The 22,801-nt window shown below is 71.1% G+C and carries 24 protein-coding genes; 16 read left to right on the forward strand and 8 right to left on the reverse strand.

The features are described from left to right. The first annotated feature begins 41 nt into the window (after nucleotides 1-41). The 5 genes from lpdA (at nucleotide 42) to lipB (ending at nucleotide 5,558) form a co-directional block, all read left to right on the forward strand. The gene (gene lpdA, locus AB0O28_RS06990) at nucleotides 42-1,421 is read left to right on the forward strand and encodes a dihydrolipoyl dehydrogenase (protein ID WP_363637141.1); all 1,380 of its coding nucleotides are present in this window, start codon (nucleotides 42-44) and stop codon (nucleotides 1,419-1,421) included. 33 nt (nucleotides 1,422-1,454) lie between these two features. Beyond that, nucleotides 1,455-2,945, forward strand: coding sequence for a 2-oxoglutarate dehydrogenase, E2 component, dihydrolipoamide succinyltransferase (sucB, locus tag AB0O28_RS06995; protein ID WP_363637143.1), 1,491 nt, complete (start codon nucleotides 1,455-1,457; stop codon nucleotides 2,943-2,945). Nucleotides 2,946-3,217: 272 nt separating this feature from the next. Beyond that, nucleotides 3,218-4,108, forward strand: a complete 891-nt coding sequence (locus tag AB0O28_RS07000) for a TIGR01777 family oxidoreductase (RefSeq protein ID WP_363637145.1) — start codon at nucleotides 3,218-3,220, stop codon at nucleotides 4,106-4,108. 35 nt (nucleotides 4,109-4,143) lie between these two features. Next, the gene (locus AB0O28_RS07005) at nucleotides 4,144-4,884 is read left to right on the forward strand and encodes a peptidase E (RefSeq protein WP_363637147.1); all 741 of its coding nucleotides are present in this window, start codon (nucleotides 4,144-4,146) and stop codon (nucleotides 4,882-4,884) included. Nucleotides 4,885-4,886: 2 nt separating this feature from the next. After that, a complete protein-coding gene (gene lipB / locus AB0O28_RS07010; RefSeq protein ID WP_363637149.1) occupies nucleotides 4,887-5,558 on the forward strand; it encodes a lipoyl(octanoyl) transferase LipB in 672 nt (223 codons plus the stop codon). 66 nt (nucleotides 5,559-5,624) lie between these two features. On the opposite strand, the gene AB0O28_RS07015 is transcribed toward lipB, so the two are convergent. Together AB0O28_RS07015 and AB0O28_RS07020 are read right to left on the reverse strand one after the other, a co-directional pair. After that, on the reverse strand, nucleotides 5,625-5,912 hold the full coding sequence (locus tag AB0O28_RS07015; protein ID WP_363637151.1) for a DUF6204 family protein: 288 nt from the start codon (nucleotides 5,910-5,912) through the stop codon (nucleotides 5,625-5,627). After that, a complete protein-coding gene (locus AB0O28_RS07020; protein WP_363637153.1) occupies nucleotides 5,909-6,562 on the reverse strand; it encodes a helix-turn-helix domain-containing protein in 654 nt (217 codons plus the stop codon). The genes AB0O28_RS07015 and AB0O28_RS07020 overlap by 4 nt, the downstream gene beginning before the upstream one ends. A gap of 81 nt (nucleotides 6,563-6,643) precedes the next feature. On the opposite strand from AB0O28_RS07020, the gene AB0O28_RS07025 reads away from it, so the two are divergent. From AB0O28_RS07025 to AB0O28_RS07040, 4 genes are all read left to right on the forward strand, one after another. Beyond that, on the forward strand, nucleotides 6,644-7,864 hold the full coding sequence (locus AB0O28_RS07025; protein ID WP_363637155.1) for a hypothetical protein: 1,221 nt from the start codon (nucleotides 6,644-6,646) through the stop codon (nucleotides 7,862-7,864). A 239-nt stretch (nucleotides 7,865-8,103) separates the two neighbouring features. After that, complete coding sequence (gene lipA, locus AB0O28_RS07030; protein ID WP_363637157.1) at nucleotides 8,104-9,045, forward strand: lipoyl synthase; 942 nt, start codon at nucleotides 8,104-8,106, stop codon at nucleotides 9,043-9,045. Between the two features lie 29 nt (nucleotides 9,046-9,074). Next, nucleotides 9,075-9,746 carry a DUF4191 domain-containing protein gene (locus tag AB0O28_RS07035; RefSeq protein WP_363637159.1) on the forward strand — a complete coding sequence of 224 codons (672 nt, stop codon included), beginning with the start codon at nucleotides 9,075-9,077 and terminating at the stop codon, nucleotides 9,744-9,746. 5 nt (nucleotides 9,747-9,751) lie between these two features. Next, a complete protein-coding gene (locus AB0O28_RS07040; RefSeq protein WP_363637161.1) occupies nucleotides 9,752-10,549 on the forward strand; it encodes a class I SAM-dependent methyltransferase in 798 nt (265 codons plus the stop codon). 7 nt (nucleotides 10,550-10,556) lie between these two features. On the opposite strand, the gene AB0O28_RS07045 is transcribed toward AB0O28_RS07040, so the two are convergent. The 3 genes from AB0O28_RS07045 to AB0O28_RS07055 all read right to left on the reverse strand — a co-directional run bounded on the left by AB0O28_RS07045 (nucleotide 10,557) and on the right by AB0O28_RS07055 (nucleotide 12,847). Then, the gene (locus AB0O28_RS07045; protein WP_363637163.1) at nucleotides 10,557-11,843 is read right to left on the reverse strand and encodes an ArsB/NhaD family transporter; all 1,287 of its coding nucleotides are present in this window, start codon (nucleotides 11,841-11,843) and stop codon (nucleotides 10,557-10,559) included. A gap of 228 nt (nucleotides 11,844-12,071) precedes the next feature. Continuing rightward, nucleotides 12,072-12,530 (reverse strand): CBS domain-containing protein, encoded by a 459-nt coding sequence (locus AB0O28_RS07050; RefSeq protein WP_363637164.1) that lies wholly within the window; start codon nucleotides 12,528-12,530, stop codon nucleotides 12,072-12,074. 44 nt (nucleotides 12,531-12,574) lie between these two features. Then, nucleotides 12,575-12,847, reverse strand: coding sequence for a hypothetical protein (locus AB0O28_RS07055; RefSeq protein ID WP_363637166.1), 273 nt, complete (start codon nucleotides 12,845-12,847; stop codon nucleotides 12,575-12,577). A gap of 250 nt (nucleotides 12,848-13,097) precedes the next feature. Here AB0O28_RS07055 and AB0O28_RS07060 point away from each other — a divergent pair, with 250 nt between their 5' ends. After that, the gene (locus tag AB0O28_RS07060) at nucleotides 13,098-14,102 is read left to right on the forward strand and encodes a sensor histidine kinase (RefSeq protein ID WP_363637168.1); all 1,005 of its coding nucleotides are present in this window, start codon (nucleotides 13,098-13,100) and stop codon (nucleotides 14,100-14,102) included. Nucleotides 14,103-14,115: 13 nt separating this feature from the next. Next, a complete protein-coding gene (locus tag AB0O28_RS07065) occupies nucleotides 14,116-14,772 on the forward strand; it encodes a response regulator transcription factor (protein ID WP_363637170.1) in 657 nt (218 codons plus the stop codon). 60 nt (nucleotides 14,773-14,832) lie between these two features. On the opposite strand, the gene AB0O28_RS07070 is transcribed toward AB0O28_RS07065, so the two are convergent. Continuing rightward, a complete protein-coding gene (locus AB0O28_RS07070; RefSeq protein ID WP_363637172.1) occupies nucleotides 14,833-15,294 on the reverse strand; it encodes an RDD family protein in 462 nt (153 codons plus the stop codon). Nucleotides 15,295-15,402: 108 nt separating this feature from the next. Between AB0O28_RS07070 and AB0O28_RS07075 the strand changes: the two genes are divergently transcribed. From AB0O28_RS07075 to AB0O28_RS07085, 3 genes are all read left to right on the forward strand, one after another. Continuing rightward, nucleotides 15,403-16,458, forward strand: a complete 1,056-nt coding sequence (locus tag AB0O28_RS07075) for a hypothetical protein (RefSeq protein WP_363637174.1) — start codon at nucleotides 15,403-15,405, stop codon at nucleotides 16,456-16,458. A gap of 169 nt (nucleotides 16,459-16,627) precedes the next feature. Then, on the forward strand, nucleotides 16,628-18,052 hold the full coding sequence (gene glnA, locus AB0O28_RS07080) for a type I glutamate--ammonia ligase (protein WP_363637176.1): 1,425 nt from the start codon (nucleotides 16,628-16,630) through the stop codon (nucleotides 18,050-18,052). A 219-nt stretch (nucleotides 18,053-18,271) separates the two neighbouring features. Further along, entirely contained in the window at nucleotides 18,272-19,009 is a 738-nt protein-coding gene (locus AB0O28_RS07085) for a hypothetical protein (protein ID WP_363637178.1), read from the forward strand. Between the two features lie 273 nt (nucleotides 19,010-19,282). Here AB0O28_RS07085 and AB0O28_RS07090 read toward each other — a convergent pair whose 3' ends face one another. Next, complete coding sequence (locus AB0O28_RS07090; protein ID WP_363637180.1) at nucleotides 19,283-19,741, reverse strand: VOC family protein; 459 nt, start codon at nucleotides 19,739-19,741, stop codon at nucleotides 19,283-19,285. Nucleotides 19,742-20,005: 264 nt separating this feature from the next. Between AB0O28_RS07090 and AB0O28_RS07095 the strand changes: the two genes are divergently transcribed. Further along, on the forward strand, nucleotides 20,006-20,404 hold the full coding sequence (locus AB0O28_RS07095; RefSeq protein WP_363637182.1) for a hypothetical protein: 399 nt from the start codon (nucleotides 20,006-20,008) through the stop codon (nucleotides 20,402-20,404). 159 nt (nucleotides 20,405-20,563) lie between these two features. On the opposite strand, the gene AB0O28_RS07100 is transcribed toward AB0O28_RS07095, so the two are convergent. Further along, a complete protein-coding gene (locus AB0O28_RS07100) occupies nucleotides 20,564-21,805 on the reverse strand; it encodes an MFS transporter (protein WP_363637184.1) in 1,242 nt (413 codons plus the stop codon). A gap of 83 nt (nucleotides 21,806-21,888) precedes the next feature. On the opposite strand from AB0O28_RS07100, the gene AB0O28_RS07105 reads away from it, so the two are divergent. Further along, nucleotides 21,889-22,761, forward strand: a complete 873-nt coding sequence (locus AB0O28_RS07105; protein ID WP_363637186.1) for a LysR family transcriptional regulator — start codon at nucleotides 21,889-21,891, stop codon at nucleotides 22,759-22,761. The last annotated feature ends 40 nt before the right edge of the window (nucleotides 22,762-22,801 follow it).

Below are 22,801 nucleotides of genomic sequence, written 5' to 3' on the forward strand. Positions count from 1 at the left end.
GGGTCCATCCGGCGGTGCGAATACGACCAAGGAGCATTCCAGTGGCTGATGGCAGCGGCCCCTACGACATCGTCGTCCTAGGTGGCGGTAGCGGTGGTTACGCCTGTGCCCTGCGGGCGGCCGAGCTCGGCATGAACGTCGTCCTCATCGAGAAGGACAAGGTCGGGGGCACCTGCCTGCACCGCGGCTGCATCCCCACCAAGGCGCTGCTGCACGCGGCCGAGCTCGCCGACCAGGCTCGCGAGGGCGAGTCGTTCGGCGTCCGCACCCGGCTGGAGGGCATCGACGTCCCCGGCGTCCACGCGTACAAGGACAAGGTGATCGGGGGCCTGTACAAGGGCCTGGCCGGCCTCATCAAGAGCAAGAAGATCACCGTGGTCGAGGGCGAGGGCCGCCTGGCCGGCCCGGGCCGCGTCGTGGTCGGCGACCAGGTGTACGAGGGCCGCAACGTCGTGCTGGCGACCGGTTCCGTGCCGAAGTCGCTGCCCGGCCTGGACATCGACGGCGAGAAGGTGATCAGCAGCGACCACGCGCTGGTCCTCGACCGGGTCCCGTCCTCGGTCGTCATCCTGGGCGGCGGCGTGATCGGCGTCGAGTTCGCCAGCGTGTGGCGCTCGTTCGGCGCCGAGGTCACGATCGTCGAGGCGCTGCCGCACCTGCTGCCGCTGGAGGACGAGTCCAGCTCCAAGCTGCTGGAGCGCGCCTTCCGCCGCCGCGGCATCAAGTACGAGCTGGGCGCCAGGTTCGAGAGCGTCAAGACCACCGACACCGGGGTCGTCGTCTCCCTGGAGAACGGCAAGACCCTCGACGCCGAGATCATGCTGGTCGCCGTCGGCCGCGGCCCGGTCTCGGCCGGCCTCGGCTACGAGGAGAACGGCGTCACGATGGAGCGCGGCTACGTGCTCGTCAACGAGTTCTGCCAGACCAGCGTGCCGGGCGTCTACGCCGTGGGCGACCTGATCCCCACGCTGCAGCTCGCCCACGTCGGCTTCGCCGAGGGCATCCTGGTCGCCGAGCACATCGCCGGCCTGAACCCGGTGCCGATCGACTACGACGGCGTGCCCCGCATCACCTACTCCGAGCCCGAGGTCGCGTCGGTGGGCATCGCCACGTCGGTCGCCCGCGAGCGCGGTCACGACGTCGTCGAGCTGAACTACAACCTCGCCGGCAACGGCAGGAGCAAGATCCTGCAGACCCAGGGCGAGGTCAAGGTCGTCGCCGAGCGCGACGGCCGCGTGCTCGGCGTCCACATGGTCGGCAGCCGGGTGGGCGAGCTGATCGCCGAGGCCCAGCTGATCTTCAACTGGGAGGCCACGGCCACCGACGTCGCCCAGCTCATCCACCCGCACCCGACCCAGTCCGAGGCCCTCGGCGAGGCGATGCTGGCCCTGGCCGGCAAGCCGCTGCACGTCCACAACTGAAGCCCTCCTAGCGAACGCGAGAGAAGACACACCATGCCGGTCTCCGTAACCATGCCCCAGCTCGGCGAGAGCGTTACCGAGGGCACCGTCACCCGCTGGCTGAAGAAGGAAGGCGACCGCGTCGAGGCCGACGAGCCGCTCCTCGAGGTGTCGACCGACAAGGTCGACACCGAGATCCCTTCGCCGTCCGCGGGTTACCTCACCAAGATCATCGTTGCCGAGGACGAGACGGTCGAGGTCGGCGCCGAGCTCGCCCTGATCGACTCCGAGGCGGGCGCCGCTCCGGCCGCCGCCGAGCCCGCGGCTCCCGCCCCGCAGCCCGAGCCCGAGCCGGAGCCCGCCCCGGCCCCCGCGCAGGCGGCGGCGCCCGAGCCCGCGCCGATCTCGTCGATCCCGCAGCCCGCGCCCGCCGTGGTGACGCCGCAGCCGGCGCCCCAGGCGCCCGCCCAGGCTCCGCAGGCTCCGGCTCAGCAGGCTCCGCAGCCGCAGGCGCCCGCCCCGGCCGCGCAGCCGAGCGAGCCGACCCCGCTGCCGTCCGGCGAGAGCCCGTACGTCACGCCGCTGGTCCGCAAGCTCGCCGCCGAGCACGGCGTCGACCTCGACGCGCTGACCGGCACCGGCGTCGGCGGCCGGATCCGCAAGCAGGACGTCATCGAGGCCGCCCGGGTGCAGCGTGAGCAGGCCGCCGCCGCTGCCGCCGCTCCGGCTGCCCCGCAGGCGGCGCCCGCCGCCCCGGCCCAGGCGCCCACCGCCCCGGCCGCCGCCGCGCCCGCCGCGTCGGAGGTGCGGGTGGACACCACGTTGCGCGGCCGTACGGAAAAGATGTCGCGCCTGCGGCAGACCATCGCCAAGCGCATGGTGGAGTCGCTGCAGGTCTCGGCCCAGCTCACCACCGTGGTCGAGGTCGACGTCACCCGCATCGCGCAGCTCCGCAACCGGGCCAAGGACGACTTCCAGCGGCGCGAGGGCGTGAAGCTGTCGTTCATGCCGTTCTTCGCGCTGGCCGCGGTCGAGGCGCTCAAGCAGCACCCGAAGCTGAACGCCACGATCAACAGCGAGACCAACGAGGTCACCTACTTCGACGTCGAGCACCTCGGCTTCGCGACCGACACCGAGCGCGGCCTGCTCGTCCCGGTGATCAAGAACGCGGGCGACCTCAACATCGCCGGGCTCGCCCGTAAGATCGCCGACCTCGCCGAGCGCACCCGCACCAACAAGGTGAGCCCGGACGAGATCACCGGCGGCACGTTCACGCTCACCAACACCGGCAGCCGGGGCGCGCTGTTCGACACGCCGATCCTCAACCAGCCGCAGGTCGGCATGCTGGGCACCGGCGCGGTCGTCAAGCGCCCGGTCGTCGTGGACACGCCGGAGGGCGAGGTCATCGCGGTCCGCTCTATGGTGTACCTCGCGCTCAGCTACGACCACCGCCTGGTGGACGGCGCCGACGCGGCCCGTTTCCTCACGACGATCAAGCACCGTCTCGAGGAGGGCCGCTTCGAGGCCCAGCTCGGCCTGGCGTAGCCGTACGCCCGGGGCCGGCGTGAGCCGTACGCCCCGACGCCGTTGGGCCGTCCCGCACGTCGCGGGGCGGCCCTCGGCGTTTTCCGGCAGGTCCACGGCACAGCCAGGCGGTCCATCGAGCCGGCGCAGCCGGACGGCACAGTCCGCCCTCCTGCGGGGCGTGCGCCGGCGGCGGGAGCGACGTCCCGGGTTTCCTGCCGCGCGGCTCGATCAGCGCGCCCGTCGCGCGGTGAAACCGCTCCCCGCGTGGTAGTGAACTGTGCGTGGAGACGATGACGGCAGTGGTGACGGGCTCTTCTGGACTGCTCGGAACGGCCCTGGTCGGCGCGCTGCGCGCCGACGGGCACGAGGTGCGCCGGCTTGTACGGCGCACGCCCGCCGGGCCCGACGAGCGCTTCTGGGACCCGGCGAACGGGATACTCGATCCGGCGGCGCTGGAGGGCGCGGACGCCGTCGTCCACCTGGCCGGGGCCGGGATCGGCGACCGCCGGTGGTCCGAGGCGTACAAGCGTGACCTGGTGGACAGCCGCGTCGGCGGCACGCGCACCCTCGCCGAGGCGCTGGCCCGGGCGGAGGGGGGACCACGGGTGCTGCTGTCCTCCTCCGCGGTCGGCTTCTACGGCGACACCGGCGACCGGGAGGTGGACGAGTCGGCGCCGCCGGGCCGGGGCTTCCTCGCCGATCTGGTGCGCGGCTGGGAGACGGCCACCGAGCCCGCCGGGGAGGCGGGCGTGCGGGTGACGCTGCTGCGCAGCGGCATGGTGCTCACCGGCCGGGGCGGCGCGCTCGCCCGGATGCTGCCGATCTTCAAGATGGGCGCGGGCGCCGTGCTCGGCAGCGGCAGGCAGTACGTCTCGTGGATCTCGCTGCCCGACTGGGTCGGCGCGGTGCGCTTCCTGCTCGCCCGCGAACTGGCCGGGCCGGTGAACCTCACGGCTCCCGAGCCGGTGACCAACGCCGACTACACCGCCGCGCTCGCCAGGGCGCTGAAGCGTCCGACGATGCCGGTCCCGGCCCCGCGGTTCGCGCTGCGCCTGGCGCTCGGGGAGTTCGCCGACGAGGCCCTGCTCGCCGGGCAGCGGGTGCTCCCCCGGCGGCTACTCGACGCAGGTCACCGGTTCGCCCATCCCACCATCGGCGAGGCTTTGGCCGCCGTACTCTGAAGAGTCATTCGATCCGGGAACGGGAGTGGTGGGGCATGAGCCGCATCGGGCAGTCGCACATCGTCGCCATCGGAGGCGGATCATTCCGGCAGACGGAGCGGTACGGGTTCGTCGAGCCGACCGCGCTGCTGCGCTACGTCCTCGACCTGACCGGGCAGGACCGGCCCAAGCTCGGCCTGCTCGCCACCGCCACCGGCGACGACGCCGACTGGCTGCTCAAGATGTACGGCGCGTTCGCCCGCTGGGACGTCGAGGTGAGCCACCTGACGGTCTTCCCGATGCCGAACGTCGAGGACCCCCGCGAGTGGATCCTGGAGCAGGACGCGATCTACGTGAGCGGCGGCAGCGTCGCCAACCTCGCCGCGCTGTGGCGGCTGCACGGCCTGGACGAGGCGTTCGCCGAGGCGTGGCGGGCCGGGATCGTGCTGTCCGGGCAGAGCGCCGGCGCGCTGTGCTGGCACGTCGGCGGCAACACCGACTCGTTCGGGCCGCGGCTGCGCCCCTGGGCCGAGGGTCTGGCCCTGCTTCCCCACTCCTGCGGCGTCCACTACAACTCCGACCCGCAGCGGCGGGCGCTGCTGCACGAGTCGGTCGCGTCGGGCGAGCTGCCCGAGGGGTACGCCGCCGACGAGGGCGTGGCGCTGCACTACGTGGGCACCGAGTTCATCCAGGCCGTGACCATCGATCCCGAGGGGTACGCCTACCGGATCGAACGGGACGGTCCCGCGGTCAAGGAGCTGCGTATCGAGCCCCGGCTGCTGACCTCTACGCTGTGACCGTGAAGGGCGATGGGAATGTGAAGGGCGTGGCCATCGTCCGCCTGGGGGTCGACGTACCGTACGAGCAGGCCTGGACCCTGCAGCGGCGGCTGCACACCCGGCGGGCGGCCGACGAGATCTCCGACCTGTGCCTCATGCTGGAACACGCCCCCGTCTACACGGCGGGCAAGCGGACGCTGCCGCACGAGCGGCCGGTCGACGGCACGCCGGTCATCGACGTGGACCGGGGCGGGAAGATCACCTGGCATGGTCCGGGTCAGCTCGTCTGCTACCCCATCATCCGCATCGGCGACGTGGTCTCCTACGTCCGTTCCCTGGAGGAGGTCCTGATCCAGGTCTGCGCCGACTTCGGGCTGACGGCGCGGCGGGTCGAGGGCCGCGGCGGGGTGTGGGTGCCCGGCGATCCCGGGCACGGGCTGCCCGACCGCAGGATCGGCACGATCGGCATCAGGGTCTCCGGCGGGGTCACCATGCACGGCTTCGCGCTCAACTGCGTCAACGACCTGAGCTGGTACACCCGCATCACCGGTGACGACGCCGGCGTCACGTCGCTGTCGGCCGAGACCGGACGCCGCATCACGGTCGACGAGGTCATCCCGTTCGCCGGCAAGCGCCTCGCCGAGGCACTCGGCCAGGAGCCGTACGACCTGTACGAGGAGGACCTCACCTGACGGGCGGGCCGCCTCGCGCCCGCCGCCGCCGTCCGTGCGGCGCCTTCCCACAACCGCGGGACACGGCTACACGCCGCGGCCCTTGCGGCGGATCTTGATCTGGCGCATGTCGGTCACCGCGATCCGCAGGATCTCGTACGGATGCCCGTGCGCGTCCAGCGCGGCCATCGCCCCCAGCGCGGCCTCGTCCTCGCCGTCGTCCGGGCCCGCGGGCACCTGGCAGCGGAAGGTGAAGGCGGACACGCTCGCGTCGTGGGTGAACGAGCCGTCCTCGGTGTAGGCGGCGCCGCCCGCCGCCATCACGGCGGCCCGGCCCGCGTCGTCGAGGCCCCCGAACTTCCCTCTGATCGTCACTCTGAACACGTTGATCCCTCTCGTACGGCGTAGGTGCGGACGCGCTCGCCCAGGAGGCCCTCGGCGACGTCGAGCAACTCCAGCACGGCGGCCGCGATGGCGTCCGGGCTCTCCCCCGCCGCCGTACGCCGCCCGATCTCGGCGTACACCAGCGAGTGGAGGCAGCCGATGTGCCAGGCGACCACGCGCGGCAGCGGATCGCCGGCGTCCGCGCCGGTCTCCTCGGCCAGGGTGACCGCCAGCGCCTCGGTCATCTGACGGCCGAGGTCCTCCAGCCGGGCGGTCAGTGTGGGGGCGGCCCGCATCATCTCCAGGACACGCCCGAATCCCGCGCTCAGCCCGACGCTGCGGTCGCGCCCGTGGATCTCCCGGCGCAGGTGCTCCAGCACCGCGACGGCCGCCGGCTGCCCCGGCGGCCGTTCCCGCACGATGTCGGCCAGCCGCCGCGGCGACGCCTCCTCGGGCGGGAGGACCAGGTCCTCCTTGGCCTCGAAGTAGTTGTAGACGGTGTTGACCGAGACCTCGGCGGCCTGCGCGACCTCCGCCATCGTGACGTTGTCGAAGCCGCGCTCCACGAACAGCCCGACCGCCACCTCGGCGATGCGCTGCCGGGTCTGCCGCTTCTTGCGCTCTCGCAGTCCCTCGGCCATTCCTGCACTCTAATGCAAAGTTGCAGCCCATTGCATTTTTCGGGTCTCGCCGAGCGGCACGGCCTCGGACATACTCGCGGCGTGCCCTCCTTCTCACCCCCCGACGAAGTCCGCGCCGATTCGCTCCCCCCTGACGCCAGGAGGCGGTTTCTGCGATTACGGGGCCGGCGGCTGGACAGGCCCGGCTGGACGGCCGCCAGGCTGCTCTCCTTCGCCCTGGCTGCCGTCGTCCACGCGGTGACCGCCGCCATCCTGGCGGGTGCCGTCCTCGTCGTCGCCGGCTGGCACGGCAGCGTGATCGGCTGGCTGCTCGGCGGCGTGCTCGCCGCCATCGCGATAGTGACCAGGCCCAGGGCCGTCCGGCTCCCGGACGGCGCGGAAGAGGTCACCCGGGCGGAGGCGCCGGCCCTGTTCGACGTGGCCGGCCGGATCGCCGGCGCGGTCGGAGCGGAGCCCCCCGCCGCGATCTACCTGCACGACCGCCTCTTCCGGTGCGCACACCTGCGGACCAGGGTGGGGGGCGGGCCAGGGGGCGGCGTATCGGGCGGCGTATCGAGCAGGGTGCGGCGGCGGCCCGTGCTGCTCGTCGGCCTCCCACTGCTGCTCACCCTGACGCCGCGCGAGCGGGCGGGCATGCTCGGCGCGGAGCTCGCGCGCGACGTCAGCGGCGACCCCGGGCGCGGCCTGCTCGTCCCGGCGGCGCTCGTCACCACGGGCAAGTGGCGGCACGCCCTGATGGACATGCGGGTGGACCGGTTCCCCGACTTCGGCGACCCCCTGCTGGCGCACCACGGCGGACCGGGGGGCAGGATGGCGTCGCAGGCGATCGGCAAGGTCGCCGGGTGGGTGCTGGTGTGGCCGCTCCTGCTGGCCGAGCTCGCGTTGCGCCGGCTCGTCTCCGCGCAGGCACAACACGCCGTCCACTACGCGGACCAGGTCGCGGCCCGCGCCGTCTCGTCGCGCGCCGTCGTCGAATACCTCGACGCGCTCACCATGGCGGAAAGCCGCCTCACTCCGGTCATGGCCGCGGCCAGGCGCGGGGAGACGGCCGAGGAGATCCGCCGCGCCGTGCTCTCCGGCGACGCCGGCCGCGAACTGATCACCGCACGGCGGGAGGACTCCCTCGCCGGGCAGGGCGCCTGGCAGGCGGAGCCCCCGGCGGCGCTGCGGGCCGTCCTCCTCGAATCCGCCGGCGTCGGCGACGGCCCGGTGAGTCTCGGCCCCGGCGAGTCGGACCGGATCGACGCCGAGCTGTCCCGTCACCTCGCCCGCGCGGTGCGGGAGCTGTCCCACGGCACCTGATCGCCGGGCCGGAAATCGCGCCCTCACGCGTGAGGTTCCCCACGTCGCCGCCGCCTCCGGCGCGAGAGGCCAGAGGGCCGGGCTTCCTCCGGAGGTTCCGGTGAAAGCAGGTAATAAGCTGGGTTTGTGAACGAGCGTTCCGACAGGCACGCAGGCCCGCGTACGGCGCCGGGCCCCGTGTTCCCGCTCGGACCCCGGGCCCGCGGACCGCTGCCGCGGAGTGCTGCGAAGGAAGTCGAATGACCGTCGCTCCTGAAGGCCGAAAGCTCCTCCGCCTGGAGGTGCGCAACAGCCAGACCCCCATCGAGAAGAAGCCGCCGTGGATCAAGACGCGGCTGCGCAACGGCCCCAACTACAACGAGATCAAGTCGTTGGTGAAGGGCGCGGGGCTGCACACCGTGTGCCAGGAAGCGGGCTGTCCCAACATCTCCGAATGCTGGGAGGACCGCGAGGCGACCTTCCTCATCGGCGGCGACCAGTGCACCCGGCGGTGCGACTTCTGCCAGATCGACACCGGCAAGCCGGCGGAGTACGACAGGGACGAACCGCGCCGGGTCGCCGAGTCGGTGCTCCAGATGGGCCTGCGCTACGCCACGGTGACCGGCGTCGCCCGTGACGACCTGCCCGACGGCGGCTCCTGGCTGTACGCGGAGACCGCCCGGCAGATCCACGAGATGGTGCCCGGCTGCGGCGTCGAGCTGCTGGTGCCGGACTTCAACGGCGACCACGGCCAGCTCGAAGAGGTCTTCTCCAGCCGGCCCGAGGTCTTCGCGCACAACATCGAGACCGTGCCCCGGATCTTCAAGCGGATCCGGCCCGCGTTCCGGTACGAGCGCTCGCTGCAGGTCATCAGCATGGCCCGCGAGGCCGGGCTGGTCACCAAGTCGAACCTCATCCTCGGCATGGGCGAGGAACGGGAGGAGGTCACCCAGGCGCTGCGCGACCTCCACGAGGCCGGATGCGACCTGGTGACGATCACCCAGTATCTGCGCCCGACCCCCCGCCACCACCCCGTGGACCGCTGGGTCAAGCCCGAGGAGTTCGTGGAGTTCCAGCGGGAGGCCGAGGAGATCGGTTTCGCCGGTGTCATGTCCGGTCCGCTGGTGCGCTCGTCCTACCGGGCCGGCCGTCTGTACCAGCAGGCCGTCGCCGCCCGCGTGGGCGAGTCTCGTTTTCATTAAGTCAGCTCGGCGTTTGTATCCTTCACACCATGGCGAAAGACGCAGCGGCTCCGGGACGCCTCAAGCAGCTCCGGATGGTCGCAAAGATCATTCAGCAGGCAAACCCCAAGGGCATGCCGATCGTCTACGCGTCGGCTCTGGCAACGCTCGTCCTGTTCGTCGTCATCGGCGTGATCTTCAGCTGGACGTGGATCGTGTTCGGCGTCTTCGCCGCCGTACTGGTCGGGATGATCGTCTTCAGCCGCTTCGCGCAGAGGTCGCAGTACTCGATGCTCCACGGCCAGCCGGGGGCGACGTACGCGATCCTGCAGAGCCTGCGCGGCACCTGGTACGTCGAGGAGAAGCCGGTCGCGGTCAACCGCGACCAGGACCTCGTCTTCCGGGTCGTCGGATACCCCGGGGTCATCCTGGTCTCCGAGGGCCCGCCGAACCGGGTGCAGCGCATGCTCGTCGCGGAGAAGAAGCGTGTCCAGCGAGTGGCGATCGACGTGCCCGTGTACGACGTCCAGTGCGGTGACGCCGAGGGCCAGGTCCCCCTGGCCAAGCTTCAGCGGCACATGATGAAGCTGCCCCGCAACCTCAAGAAGGGCGCGGTGTCCGAGGTCAACAACCGGATGCGCGCGCTCACCCCGGCCGTTCCGATGCCGAAGGGCCCCATCCCCAAGGGCGCCCGCATGCCGCGCGGCCCCAAGATGCGCTGACGACGTTGGACCTCGTGGGAAGGCGGCCGGTCTCCCGGTCGCAGACCTCCCGGGCCAACCGGGGCTGGTGGGACGGCGCGGCCGACGAGTATCAGGCCGAGCACGGCGGGTTCCTCCGCGACGACGGCTTCGTGTGGTGCCCGGAAGGGCTGGACGAGGCCGAGGCCCGGCTGCTCGGCGACGTGGCCGGGCGCCGGGTCCTCGAAATCGGCTGCGGCGCCGGCCAGTGCGGCCGATGGCTGCTGGGGCGGGGCGCGGCGGCCGTCGGCGTCGACCTGTCCCACCGGCAGCTGCAGCACTCCCGGCGGATCGACATGTCCGCCGGGGTGCGGTTGCCCGTCGTCCAGGCCGACGCCGAGACGCTGCCGTTCGCGGACCGGTCGTTCGACCTCGCGTGCTCGGCCTACGGAGCGCTGCCGTTCGTCGCCGACGCCGGGGCGGTCCTGGCCGAGGTGCGCCGGGTGCTGCGCCCGGGCGGTCGGTTCGTGTTCTCCGTCAGCCACCCCGTCCGGTGGGCCTTCCCCGACGATCCGGGCCCGCGCGGCCTGACCGCCGACCGCCCCTATTTCGACCGGTCGCCGTACGTGGAGTTCGGCGAGGACGGCGAGCCGTCCTACGTGGAGCACCACCGGACGATGGGCGACTGGGTGGGCCTGATCGCCGCCTCCGGCCTCGTGCTGACCGGCCTGACCGAGCCGGAGTGGCCGCCGGGCCACGACCGTGCGTGGGGCGGCTGGAGTCCGCTGCGCGGCCGCCTGCTGCCCGGCACGGCGATCTTCCAGTGCGTCAGGGCCGCGTCGTAGTCCGGCGTCAGGCGAAGTAACGCAGCCAGACGTACACCCAGGCCATCGTGATGCTGAGCGCGGTGACGAGGACGCCGTACTTGGTGAACTGCCAGAAGCCGATGCGGTGGCCGGTCCGGGCGGCGATGCCGACGGCCACGACGTTGGCGCTCGCCGCCACCGCGGTGCCGTTGCCGCTGAAGTCGGCCCCCAGGGCGAAGGACCACCACAGCGCCTGCCCGGTCCGCGCGTCCGGGACCTGCGCGACCATCTCCTCGACGACGGGCACCATCGTGGCGACATAGGGGATGTTGTCGAAGAACGCGCCGAGCACGCCGGACCCGAACAGCAGCGCCGTGGCCGCGAGGAAGTGGTCGTCGCCGAGCGCGCCGACGGCCCAGCCGCCGATCGTCGCGATGACACCCGTGTTCACCAGCCCGGCGACCATGACGAACAGGCCCATGAAGAAGACCAGGGTGCCCCACTCGACCTCGCGCAGGACATCCTGCACGTCGGCGCGGGACACCAGCAGCATCACCCCCGCGCCCACCAGGGCGACGATCGACGGCTCCACGTGCACCACGGAGTGCAGGCAGAACCCCGCGACGACCCCGCCGAGGACGATCAGGCACCGCGCGAGCAGGCGCGGGTCGGTGATCGCCCGTCGCTCCTGCAACGCCATCACCGCGGCCACGCGATCCGGGTCGTAGCGGAACGACCCACGGAACAGCACCCGGGTGAGCAGCACGAACACGACGAAGATGACGACCACGATCGGTGCCATGTGGACCAGGAAGTCGTTGAACGTCAGCCCGGCACGGCTGCCGATGATGATGTTGGGCGGGTCGCCGATGAGCGTCGCCGCGCCGCCGATGTTGGACGCGAGGACCTCGGCGATCAGGTACGGCTGGGCGGGGATGCGCAGCCGGTCGCAGACGACCACGGTGACCGGTGCGACGAGCATGATCGTGGTGACGTTGTCGAGAAACGGCGAGGCGATCGCGGTGATGACCATCAGCATGATCATCAGCCGGTACGGCCGGCCCTTGGACTTCTTCGCCGCCCAGATCGCGAGGTAGTCGAAGACCCCTGTGTGCTTGACGACACCGACTATGATCATCATGCCGAGCAGCAGGAAGACGACGTTCCAGTCGATGCCGGCGGTCTCGGAGAAGAACACCTCGTCGCCCGGGATCAGCCCCAGCACGGCCATCGCGCCGGCGGCGACGAGGACCACCTTGACCTTGTGCACCTTCTCCGAGGCGATGAAGGCGAAAGCCGTCAGGAAGATCGTGAAGGATGCGACGGCGCTCACGTACGGTGTCCCGGAGGTCCGGGGGTGAGCGCGCGTCGTACGGACTTCCGGCACGGCGTGCCGGGGTGAAGGCGCCGCGACGACGGCGGCATGGCGGAGCGGTGAATGATCGAACCTCCGGATCACGGACATGTCGCGTGACGCGACGCGGCGGAAGGGACGAGGACGGCACCCGAAAGGACGGCTGCCGAAAAGCGCGGGGCGGCCCCGCGGCTCCCGCGGCGGGGGTCAGTCGCCCGGCGGGACCAGCGCCAGACTGGTGAGCAGTCGCTCCAGCGTGATCGCCCCGGCCAGGGTGCCGTCGCGGCCGACGACCGCGGCGATGGGGCTGCGCAGCCGGGTCATGAGGGCGGCCACTTCGAGCAGGGTCGCGTCGAGGGGCACCGTCACCGGTCTGGGCGGCTGGGGCGGCAGGCAGTCTCCCACCGTTATGCCGGCCAGCTCCTGCCAGAAGCGGTCGGCGTGGGCCTCGTCGATCGCCCGGGCCAGGGCCGGGTCCTCCTGATAGGCCCCGGGAACCGCGAGACGCAGGACCTGGGTGCCGGGAAGCACCCATCCCGGCCGTCTCCCGGCGTCCACCACGATCAATCCGGGCATCCGGTTCAGCACCATGATCCGTACGGCCCGGGCGACGGGGTCGTGGACGGTCACCGTCGGCAGGTTCACGACGACGTCGCGCGCTTGCATCAGATCACCACATCTGTCGGAAGGTCGGACTGTGTGCGGCATGGTCACCGAGCCGCCTCGGTGAACTCGGCGAAGCGGCGTTCGAGACGGGCGAGCCGATCGAGGACGGGCCCGCTGTGCAGGATGTCGGCGAGCTGATCGGCCTCGCGCTGCTCCAGGGTGATCGCCTGGAGCGGCGTGTCGGGCTTCGCGGGGTCGTAGACGAGGAGCCGGCGACGGCCGGACTTCTCCACGAGCACGCCGAAGCGCCGGCCGTCGCGGGTGACGCACTGGTACACGGCGGCGACGCCGGGCAGGGTGACGCGGGTCACGTCCATCTCAGGTGCCTCCGATCGGTGACAGGCCGGGATCAGGGCCGGTTCCGCGCCTCTTCCGCGCGGGTCGCGACGCCCGCCGGCCACAGCGGACGAGCCGTCGCTGTCTGTGCTCCAGTCTTCGAGACGGCCGTGGGCCACCACCATCGGGTCGGGCACCCATATCAGGAGAGGTAAGACATGTAGGGACACCCAGAAGATGGGAGGCACCCCACATGGACACCTCCGTACGAGAACGAGCAGGCTGTCAGCCGTGAAGGAGCGCACCGACCGGCGGACCGGCCGGCCGCCGAGGAAGTCGCGGCACCCGGCCCGGGCCCTGTTCTGGCGACTGTTCGCGATCAACGGCCTGGTCTTCACCGTCGGGACGTTCGTGCTCGCGCTCTCCCCGGCCACGGTGTCCTCACCGGTCCTGCTGACCGAGATCCCGGTCCTGACCGTGGGGCTGGCTCTGATCATCACGGCCAACGCGCTGCTGATCCGCAAGAGCCTGGCCCCGCTCGACGCGCTCACCACCCTCATGCGGCGGGTCGACCTGCTGAGGGCGGGTGACCGGCTCACCGACAGCGGCAACGGCGATCTAGCCCAGCTGATCGGCACGTTCAACGAGATGCTCGAACGTCTCGAAGCCGAGCGCAGCGCCAGCAGCGCGTACGCGCTGGCCGCGCAGGAGGGGGAACGACGGCGGATCGCACGCGAGCTGCACGACGAGATCGGCCAGAGCCTCACCGTGGCGCTGCTGGGGCTCAAGCGCGTCGTCGACCGGGCGCCGGAGGATCTCCGGGATGAGCTGTGCTCCGCCCAGGAGACGGTCCGGGCCAGCCTGGACGAGGTGCGGCAGGTGGCGAGACGGCTGCGGCCCGGGGTCCTGGAGGACCTCGGGCTGCACAGTGCGCTGAGCGCGCTCAGCAGCGACTTCTCGCAGGCGAGCGGGATACCGGTCACCCGTGAGGTCGACACCGGCCTGCCCGCCCTCAGCGGAGAGGTCGAGCTCGTCCTCTACCGGATCGCACAGGAGGGGCTGACGAACGTGGCCAGGCACTCGCACGCCCGCCATGTGGAGTTGTCACTCAGGCAGGAGAGGGGACAGGTCATGCTGCGCATCAGCGACGACGGGCGCGGAGGCGCGCGCAAGGAGGGCGCCGGGATCCGCGGAATGCGCGAGCGCGCCCTTCTCATCGGCGCCCGGCTGACCGTCGACTCCCCGCCCGGCGGCGGCACGGACGTGCGCCTGGTCATACCCCCCGCACGCGGTTGAGGAGAGCTGAGCCGTGGAGAGCCGCACGACCCGCATCCTGCTGGCGGACGATCACGCGCTGGTCCGCCGCGGGCTGCGGCTGATCCTCGACGCGGAACCCGATCTCATGGTGGTCGCGGAGGCCGCCGACGGGGCCGAGGCGGTCGAGGCCGCCCGCTCCGAGGAGATCGACCTCGCCATCCTGGACATCGCGATGCCCCGCATGACCGGGATCCAGGCGGCACGCGAGATCTCACGGCGCGCACCCGGCATCCGCATACTGATCCTGTCGATGTACGACAACGAGCAGTATTTCTTCGAGGCGCTCAAGGCCGGCGCCTCCGGTTACGTGCTCAAGTCGGTCGCCGACCAGGACCTCCTGGAGGCCTGCCGGGCGGCGATGCGCGGAGAGCCCTTCCTCTACCCCGGCGCGGTCACCGCCCTCATCCGCGACTACCTGCAGCGTGCCCGGCAGGGTGAGCGCATGCCGGACAGCATCCTGACGCCGAGAGAGGAGGAGATCGTCAAACTCATCGCCGAGGGCAACTCCGCCAAGGAGATCGCGGAGACGCTCTTCATCAGCGTGAAGACGGTCGACAGGCACCGCGCGAACATCCTGCAGAAGCTGGGCATGCGCGACCGGCTCGAACTGACCCGCTACGCCATCCGCGCCGGTCTCGTCGAACCATGATCCCGGCCGCCCCGCGGGCCCGGGCGACCGGCGCCGCGTGGTCCGGTTCCGGTGGTCCGGTCAGAGGTCGACCACGACCGTTCCGCTCGCGCGGTCGTGCAGGCCGCGCCGATCGCGGTCCCAGATGAGCGCGGGCACGGCGAGGCACAGCAGCAGCGTGCGGACCAGCACGCCGAAGAAGCTCGGCCGCCCGCCGTCGAGCCCGGCCACGCGGATGCCGAACAGACGCATCCCCAGCGTCATGCCGATCGTGCCGACCAGCAGGACGTACTCCGCGGCGAAGATCCCGAGACCGACCGAGGCGACGTCGTTGCCCTGAAAGCGCAGCAGGCCCCCGGCGATGGCCCAGGTGCACAGCAGCCAGTCGACGACGACGGCGCCGATCCTGCGCCCCCACCCCGCGACCGATCCGGGGCCCTGCTCGGGCAGGCCGAGGCGCTGCCCCGGGTATCCGAGATCCACCCCGGCGGCCCGCGGGCCCCCCATCCAGGTCTGCGTCCATCGCGGCTGCCGGTCACTCATGGTTTCCCAGCGTATCGGGGAGGGGCACCGGTCTGGCGTCCGCCCGCGAAGCCGGACATCATGGGCAGGCCATCGCATGAAATCCCGGTTATCGTGAATCGTTCCGACATGAACGCTTTGGAGGGAACCGTGCGGCCGGCGGACCCGGATGACATCGACGCGCGCTTCGAGGCGCTGGTCGCGCAGTTCGACGAGGACGAGATCCGGCGGATGACCGCGGCGGCCGAGTCGGACTCGTTCACGCCGGGCCGGCGCCGCCGCCCGGCCGTGCTGGTCGCGATCGCGGGCCTGATCGTGCTCGTGGGGCTCGTCGTCACCATGCGGCCGGACGTCCTGGACAAGCTCCGCATCGCCCGCTCCCCCGCGGGAAACGAGGACCTGATCGTCTCCGGCCCGGTGATCGCCCGGCAGGCGCCCGTGACGACGCCGATCCCCGACGGCGAGGAGGGCCTGTTCGACCACGGCCCCGTCCCGGCTCCGCCCGCCGGCCTCTTCGCCGGCACTCCCGCCGCCGGCTACGCCGACGGGGAGCAGGGGCTGGTCATGCCCGCGGCGCGCGCCCTCGGCGGGCTCACGCGGGAGGAGGTCGGCCGGGCCCTGTCACGCGTACGGCGACTGCTGTCGGCCGCGCACCTCGACCCCGCGACGGTGCGGGGCGAGCGCCCCGAGGAGTTCATCCGCCTGCTGCATCCCCGGCAGCGCGAGGCGTTCCTGCGCCGCCTCGGCGACAGCGGCCCTTCCGGCACCCGGTCCTGGCTGTTCAGCCTCGCCCCGGGCACGGCCGAACCGGCCGGGGACGTCGTGAAGGTCTCCGGCGAGACGACGATCTCCAAGAGGGCCGGCGGAGGCGTCACGATCGAGGCGGACTACCTGTTCGTCCATCCGGTCAGCCGCCCCGGCGCCCCCTCGACGGTGACGAGGATCGTCGAGCACCACAGGAACGAGTTCAGCGCATACCGGGAGGACGGCGGGCTCGTCGTCTGGCTGGCCGCGGACAAATCGGCGGTCTTCGGCGCGAATTGCACCGAGGGCGACGGATTCGTTCACCCGCGGTTTCCCGACGATCCGCAAGGATCGCGGCCGTCCGGCGAGCCCGCCGATCCCTACGACCGCGCCTCCGGCCTCTCCGGAGAAACGCGCTGCCCGGCCGCGTTAGGGTCCTGACCTGCGAGAAGGCCGTACGATGGAGCCCGGGGAACGGCGGGCCGACGTTATCGCCGCGCCTGCGTGGGTAGCGCTTTCCCTTAACACGCGCGAAACAGTCGAGACACGGGGCGGAAACGGCACCGGCCTACCTTCGGCATGCTGGCCCATGCCCCTGGGAGGTTCGAGAGTGTTCAACTCAGCCGATGACGTCCTCAAGTTCATCCGGGACGAGGGTGTGCAGTTCGTCGACGTCAGGTTCACCGACCTGCCGGGGACGACGCACCACTTCACCTTCCCGGCCGAGAACTTCGGCCCGGAAGTCTTCACCGACGGCCTGATGTTCGACGGCTCGTCGATCCGCGGGTTCCAGGCGATCCACGAGTCGGACATGCTGCTGCTGCCCGACCCCACGACGGCGGTGCTGGACTCGTTCCGGCAGCACAAGACGTTGAACATCAACTTCTTCGTGCACGACCCGCTGACCGGCGAGGCCTACAGTCGCGACCCGCGCAACGTGGCCCGCAAGGCCGAGGAGTTTCTCAAGGGCACCGGCATCGCCGACACCGTCTACTTCGGTCCCGAGGCCGAGTTCTACATCTTCGACGACGTCCGCTTCGAGACGAGGCAGAACGCCGGCTACTACTTCATCGACTCGATCGAGGGCGCCTGGAACACCGGCAAGGCGTCCGAGGGCGGCAACCTGGGCTACAAGCCGCGCTACAAGGGCGGCTACTTCCCGGTCCCGCCGATGGACCACTTCACCGACCTGCGCTCGCAGATGGTCCGCAACCTCATCGACGCCGGCGTCGACGTCGAGATCCAGCACCACGAGGTGGGCACCGCCGGCCAGGCCGAGATCGACTTCCGGTTCGGCACGCTGCTGAAGACCGCCGACAACCTGATGCTGTACAAGTACATCGTCAAGAGCACGGCCATCCAGGCGGGCCGTACGGTCACGTTCATGCCCAAGCCGATCTTCGGTGACAACGGCTCCGGCATGCACTGCCACCAGTCCCTCTGGAAGGACGGCGAGCCGCTGTTCTACGACGAGGTCGGCTACGCCGGCCTGTCGGACATGGCGCGTTACTACATCGGCGGCCTGCTCAAGCACGCCCCGTCGCTGCTGGCCTTCACCAACCCGACGGTGAACTCCTACCACCGCCTGGTGCCCGGCTACGAGGCCCCGGTCAACCTCGTCTACTCCCAGCGCAACCGGTCGGCCTGCATCCGCATCCCGATCACGGGCTCGAACCCGAAGGCCAAGCGCATCGAGTTCCGCGTGCCGGACCCGTCCTGCAACCCGTACTTCGCCTTCGCCGCCATGCTCATGGCCGGCATCGACGGCATCCGCAACAAGATCGAGCCGCCGGAGCCGGTCGACAAGGACCTGTACGAGCTGCCGCCTGAGGAGGCCCGCAACATCCCGCAGGTGCCGGGTTCGCTGGAGGAGGTGCTCCAAGCGCTGGAGGCCGACCACGACTACCTGCTGGAGGGCGGCGTGTTCACGCCGGACCTCATCGAGACGTGGATCTCCTACAAGCGCGAGAACGAGGTCGACGCCATCCGCCTCCGCCCGCACCCGCACGAGTTCGAGCTCTACTACGACGTGTGATCGGCGACCGCGTGGCGTCAGCGCCCGAGACGATCAGGAGCGACGCGAGGTAGTGCCGCAAGTCGTGGAAGCGGAAAGCCCGTGGGAAGGTCCTGCACCTTGCCGCGGGCTTTCCGCATCGCGCGCTCAGGCTTCCGGGGACCGACTTGCGCGCCGTTGTCGTCGCACAACGGGAAAACGGACGCGCGGCAAGGGCATGAGCAGTGTCAGGCTGTCCGGGTGACCTCAGCCGAGATAACCCTCATCCGTGCCGCCGCAGCTCGAAACAACGCCGATTGGTGTGCCTCGGTCTGCCGGTCTCATGGCATTGCGAACAGCTTCGGCGAAACGGCCTGGCGCAGTGCCTGTCGCACGCCGCCGTACTATCCCGACGTTGTCACCTTGCGCCCCGACGCAGTGCCGGCCGACTTCCTGTCCGAGATCGACACGGCCTCGGCCGGGTGTTCGATCAAGGACAGTTTCTCCGCTCTCGACCTCACAGTGGACGGCTTCGTCGAATTCTTCACCGCCCAGTGGGTGTACCGCGAAGCAGGGCTCCCCGGACCGGCAACGCCGCCCCTGCCTGTCGAACGGGTCTCCACGGCCGCCCGGCTTCGCGACTGGCAGGCCGTCTGGCACGGCGGTGACCCGGCCCCGGATGTCTTCCGGCCAGCGCTGCTGGACGACCCGTCCGTGCTGGTGCTCGCCCTTCACGACGGCGAGGACCTCCGCGGGGGTGTCGTCTTGAACCGCAGCTCCGGGCTGGTCGGCCTCTCCAACCTCTTCGTCGCCGACAGCAGTGACATTGCCGCGGCCTGGTCATCAGCGATCACCGCAGCTGCCGACCACTTCGCGGGCCTTCCCCTGGTCGGCTACGAGCGTGGTGACCATCTCACGCACGCGCTCGCCAGCGGCTTCAGCGCGATCGGTCAACTCCGCATCTGGGTGGCGAGCGGACACATCAACGACGAAATCTAGGGCCAGCGGAAGGCATCACCCGACAGCGAGACGTCGTCCATCACCCGATGTCGCACACCTGAGGGGAGGCCCCTGGTCCTGCCGATAGTTGGTGAATTGCCGCTTCGCAGTGACAGCCGAAGGTGGGTGGCGTTGTCCGTAGCGCTCTGTACGGCATCCCTAAGTCGCCGACCTCGTGGACCTTCGAGCATCGGCCCGCTGCCGCTCCGCGGCGGGGTCGAGGCGGACGGGATGGGGCGAGGGTTGCGGCGTGGTGGCGAACTCTCCGGCCGGCTACGTAGCGGCGATCTGGATGAGCGCGATCGCGTTGCCTTCGGGGTCGGTCACTGTGGCCTTACGCCCGGCGTCACCGACCGTCTCGATGTCGCCGCTTCGGATGCCCCGCGCGTCCAGTTCGGCCACCGCTTGGTCGAGATCGGACACCGAGATGGTGACCAGGCTCCGGCCGGCGCGTCCGGCGTCCTCGATGACGTACAGCCACGCGGTGTCGGCGACTCGCCACATGACCTCATTGTCGGCCACGACGACATCGGCGGCCCTGCCGAACAACCGGGCGTACCATTCGACAGCGCCGGGGAAGGCTTCGACCGCTACTGCCGCGAAGAGTGTTTCCATCGTCATGGGTGCACCCTGCCAGAGGAATCGCGCTGCCAGAGGAATCGCGACGTTGCCGATCTTGCCGTGCGCGTTCACCGTGATGGTCGGCCGAGCATCTTCCCTGAAGATTTCCACCTGTCGTCGAACTCGGACAGGCCGCCAACAGGAGCGCGAACGACAGCGACTTGAGCGGGTTCGGGTGCCGTTATGGGCATCGCCGCACCCCAGGACTGGATATCGGTTCTGACGCCGCTCCTGCTGACGGGCTTTTCTGCCCCTGGGTGCTCCAACAGAACCGGAACTCGGACATCACGATCTTCAGTGGTGCCGCAGCGTAGCATTTCGACAGGCGAGCACGAACAGGCGGGCTCGTGAGGCCCCCGATCGGGCGGTGCGCTGATGGATCTCTCCGGTCTCGAGAGCCTGCGTCTGGCCGCGGTCACCGCGGCCCTGTTCACTCACGAATCCGACGCTCCCGAACTCCTGCACGTATGGCTCCACCTTGAGACGACGACCGTCGTGGTCCGCGACACCGCCGACTGGGCTCTGCGCGTCACGCCGGACCAGCCGGGAGAGAGCTACATCATGGAGGAGCTCGGCAGCCGTGTGGACATCGTGCCCGCCCCCGCCGAGGTGCCCTTCGTCCGGCATGTCGGCGAGCGGCTCGTCCGGGTGACAAAGGGCTTCGACACGGAGGATCCCGCCCAGTGGGTGAAGGCGGAGTTCGTCTTCGAAACGGGACGCGTCATCGCGGCAGCCTTCGGAGGCGACCTCCACCTGCGTCACGGACTGCGGTGACGGCGAGGCCGGCACGAACCGACCTGGAATCACCGGCAGGTGCCGCTTACTCCACGCGAAGAGCCCACGGCAGCGTGACCGTTTACAGGCCCGGGGGATGCGTGGACAACCAGTCCCACAGGCCGGTCAGCGTTCGGGGGTCGAGCGCGCTGTCGGGGGTCACCCTGGTGTTGTATCCGACGCAAGGGCGGGGGTTCTGCGCAGCAGAAGGGTGAGGGCGCCGGTGGCGGTGAGCAGGAGCACGGCGAGTGCGACCACGCCCGGCCACCCGGCGTCCGTCCAGGCGCGGCCCGCGAGGCTGCCGAAGACGGAGGACCCGAGGTAGTAGGTGAACAGGTAGAGCGACGCGGCCTGACCCGTGGACACTCCGCCCGCGTACGCCCGAGCCGGGACCCATCCGCTGGCCACCCCGTGGACGGCGAAGAAGCCCACGGTGAGGAGCGCGAGCCCGACGACCACGACCGGCAGTGAGGACGACAGCGTGACCAGGGCGCCGGCGACGGCCAGGAGACAGCCGAGCGGCGTCACATTCCGGCGCCCGTAGCCGTCGGCCAGCCGGCCGAACACCGCGGAGCTCACCGAGCCGAGGGGATAGACGAGGAACATCAGGCCGGCGGCTCCCACGCCAAGGTGGAACGGCGCGCCCGCGAGCCGGAAGCCCAGGGTGTTGAACACCGCGACCAGTGCCCCCATCGAGCAGCCGCCGATGCCGTACAACGCGAGCAGCCCGCGGTCCGACACCGCGCGCAGGCTCCCGCGGAGCAGGGCACGGACGCCCGCCGGGGCCGCGGTGAAGCGCCGGGAGGCCGGCAGCAGCACGCGTACGGTCAGGGCGCACAGCAGACCGAGCACGGCGGCCGCGGCCAGGGCCCACCGCCAGCCCGCGGCCTGGGCGACCCCGCCGGTCAGGAGGCGACCGGCCATCCCGCCGAGCGCCGTGCCGCCGACGTACAGACCGGCGGCGCGGGCGTGCGTGGACGGGTGCAGCTCCTCACGCAGGTAGGCGGTGGCCACGGCGGGAAGCCCTGCCAATGTGACGCCCTGGAGTGACCGCAGGACCATGAGCGCCGGCCAGCCGGGCGCCAGCGCGCACGCCGCCGCGACGACGGCGGACGCCGTCAGCGACAGATGAATCAGCCGGGTACGTCCGACGACGTCGGACAGGGGGCCGGCCACCAGCAGCGCGACGCCGAGCCCGAGCGTGGTGAGCGACACGCTCAGCGTGCTCTCCGCGGTGGACAGCCCGAACTGCGCGGCGAGCTCGGGCAGGATCGCCTGCGTGCTGTACAGCAGCGCGAAGGTCGCCACCCCGGCCGCGAACAGCGCGACGACGACGCGCCGATACCCGGCGGTCCCCGGCAGGTGTCCGTCCACGGCAGAGGTCTCAAGAACAGCGGTCACCCCAACGACTGTGCGCTTCCTGCCGCTATGCGTCTAATGCCACAAACCGCCGGTTTCGATACGCATTGCGTATGATGGCGGACATGCTGCTCCGGGACCTGTCCTGGCTGGTCGCCCTCGCCGACCACCAGCACGTGACCGACACCGCCGCCGTCCTCCGCACCAGCCAGCCGACGCTCTCCCGCGCCCTCGCCCGGGTGGAGGCCGAGCTCGGCACCCGGGTGTTCGAGCGTGCGCCGGACGGCGTCCACCTGACGCCGAACGGGAGACTCGTGGTGACGGCCGCACGCGACCTCACGGCGCGCTACGAGCAGTTGCTGGCCGATCTGGGGAGGCTGCTCGACCCGGACAGCGGCGTGGTGCGCCTGGCCTTCCTCGACTCCATCGCCACCTCTCTCGTCCCGCGGCTGTTGCGCTCCTTCCACGAGCACGCTCCCCGGATGCGCATCCTGCTGCGCCAGGAACCCGCGCACGAGATCGTCCAGGACCTGCGCACCGGGGCCGCCGACCTCGCGATCACCTCCCCGCGTCCCCCCGGAGAATTCGGCTGGCATCCCCTGCAGGAGGAGCGGCTGGTGCTCGTCGTGCCGCCGAGCCACCGGCTACGCGACCGGGAGGAGGTGGAGCTCCGGGAGCTGGCGGACGAGGAACTCGTCACCACTCCGGTCGGCTTCGGCTACCGCGTCCTGGTCGACGCGCTGCTGCGCGACGCCGGGGTGTCCCCGGCGGTCTCCTTCGAGAGCCAGGACCTCGCGACCATCGAGGGCCTGGTCGCCGCCGGGCTGGGCGTGGCCATCGTCCCGGAACCCTTCGCGGGCCAGTCCGGCACCGTCGGCGTCAGGATCGCGGCGCAGGCCGCCCGCCGCACCATCGGCCTCACCTGGCGTACGGACCACGTCCTGGCCGCCCCCGCCACCCGCTTCCGGGACTTCGTCATGACGCCCGCTCCAAGCTGATCCCATCCGCCGAGCCCGGGGTCGCGCGGCAGCCCGAGGA

It is taken from the genome of Microbispora sp. NPDC088329, assembly GCF_040685655.1.
GTDB lineage: Bacteria > Actinomycetota > Actinomycetes > Streptosporangiales > Streptosporangiaceae > Microbispora.

What these genes read in the sequence shown, in the direction of transcription:
- AB0O28_RS07095 (WP_363637182.1), top strand. Translation starts at nt 20,006, where the DNA reads ATGGATCTCTCCGGTCTCGAGAGCCTGCGTCTGGCCGCGGTCACCGCG.
- AB0O28_RS07000 (WP_363637145.1), top strand. Translation starts at nt 3,218, where the DNA reads ATGACGGCAGTGGTGACGGGCTCTTCTGGACTGCTCGGAACGGCCCTG.
- AB0O28_RS07005 (WP_363637147.1), top strand. Translation starts at nt 4,144, where the DNA reads ATGAGCCGCATCGGGCAGTCGCACATCGTCGCCATCGGAGGCGGATCA.
- AB0O28_RS07075 (WP_363637174.1), top strand. Translation starts at nt 15,403, where the DNA reads ATGAACGCTTTGGAGGGAACCGTGCGGCCGGCGGACCCGGATGACATC.
- AB0O28_RS07105 (WP_363637186.1), top strand. Translation starts at nt 21,889, where the DNA reads ATGCTGCTCCGGGACCTGTCCTGGCTGGTCGCCCTCGCCGACCACCAG.
- lipA (WP_363637157.1), top strand. Translation starts at nt 8,104, where the DNA reads ATGACCGTCGCTCCTGAAGGCCGAAAGCTCCTCCGCCTGGAGGTGCGC.
- AB0O28_RS07050 (WP_363637164.1), bottom strand. Translation starts at nt 12,530, where the DNA reads ATGCAAGCGCGCGACGTCGTCGTGAACCTGCCGACGGTGACCGTCCAC.
- AB0O28_RS07020 (WP_363637153.1), bottom strand. Translation starts at nt 6,562, where the DNA reads ATGGCCGAGGGACTGCGAGAGCGCAAGAAGCGGCAGACCCGGCAGCGC.
- AB0O28_RS07055 (WP_363637166.1), bottom strand. Translation starts at nt 12,847, where the DNA reads ATGGACGTGACCCGCGTCACCCTGCCCGGCGTCGCCGCCGTGTACCAG.
- sucB (WP_363637143.1), top strand. Translation starts at nt 1,455, where the DNA reads ATGCCGGTCTCCGTAACCATGCCCCAGCTCGGCGAGAGCGTTACCGAG.
- AB0O28_RS07070 (WP_363637172.1), bottom strand. Translation starts at nt 15,294, where the DNA reads ATGAGTGACCGGCAGCCGCGATGGACGCAGACCTGGATGGGGGGCCCG.
- AB0O28_RS07035 (WP_363637159.1), top strand. Translation starts at nt 9,075, where the DNA reads ATGGCGAAAGACGCAGCGGCTCCGGGACGCCTCAAGCAGCTCCGGATG.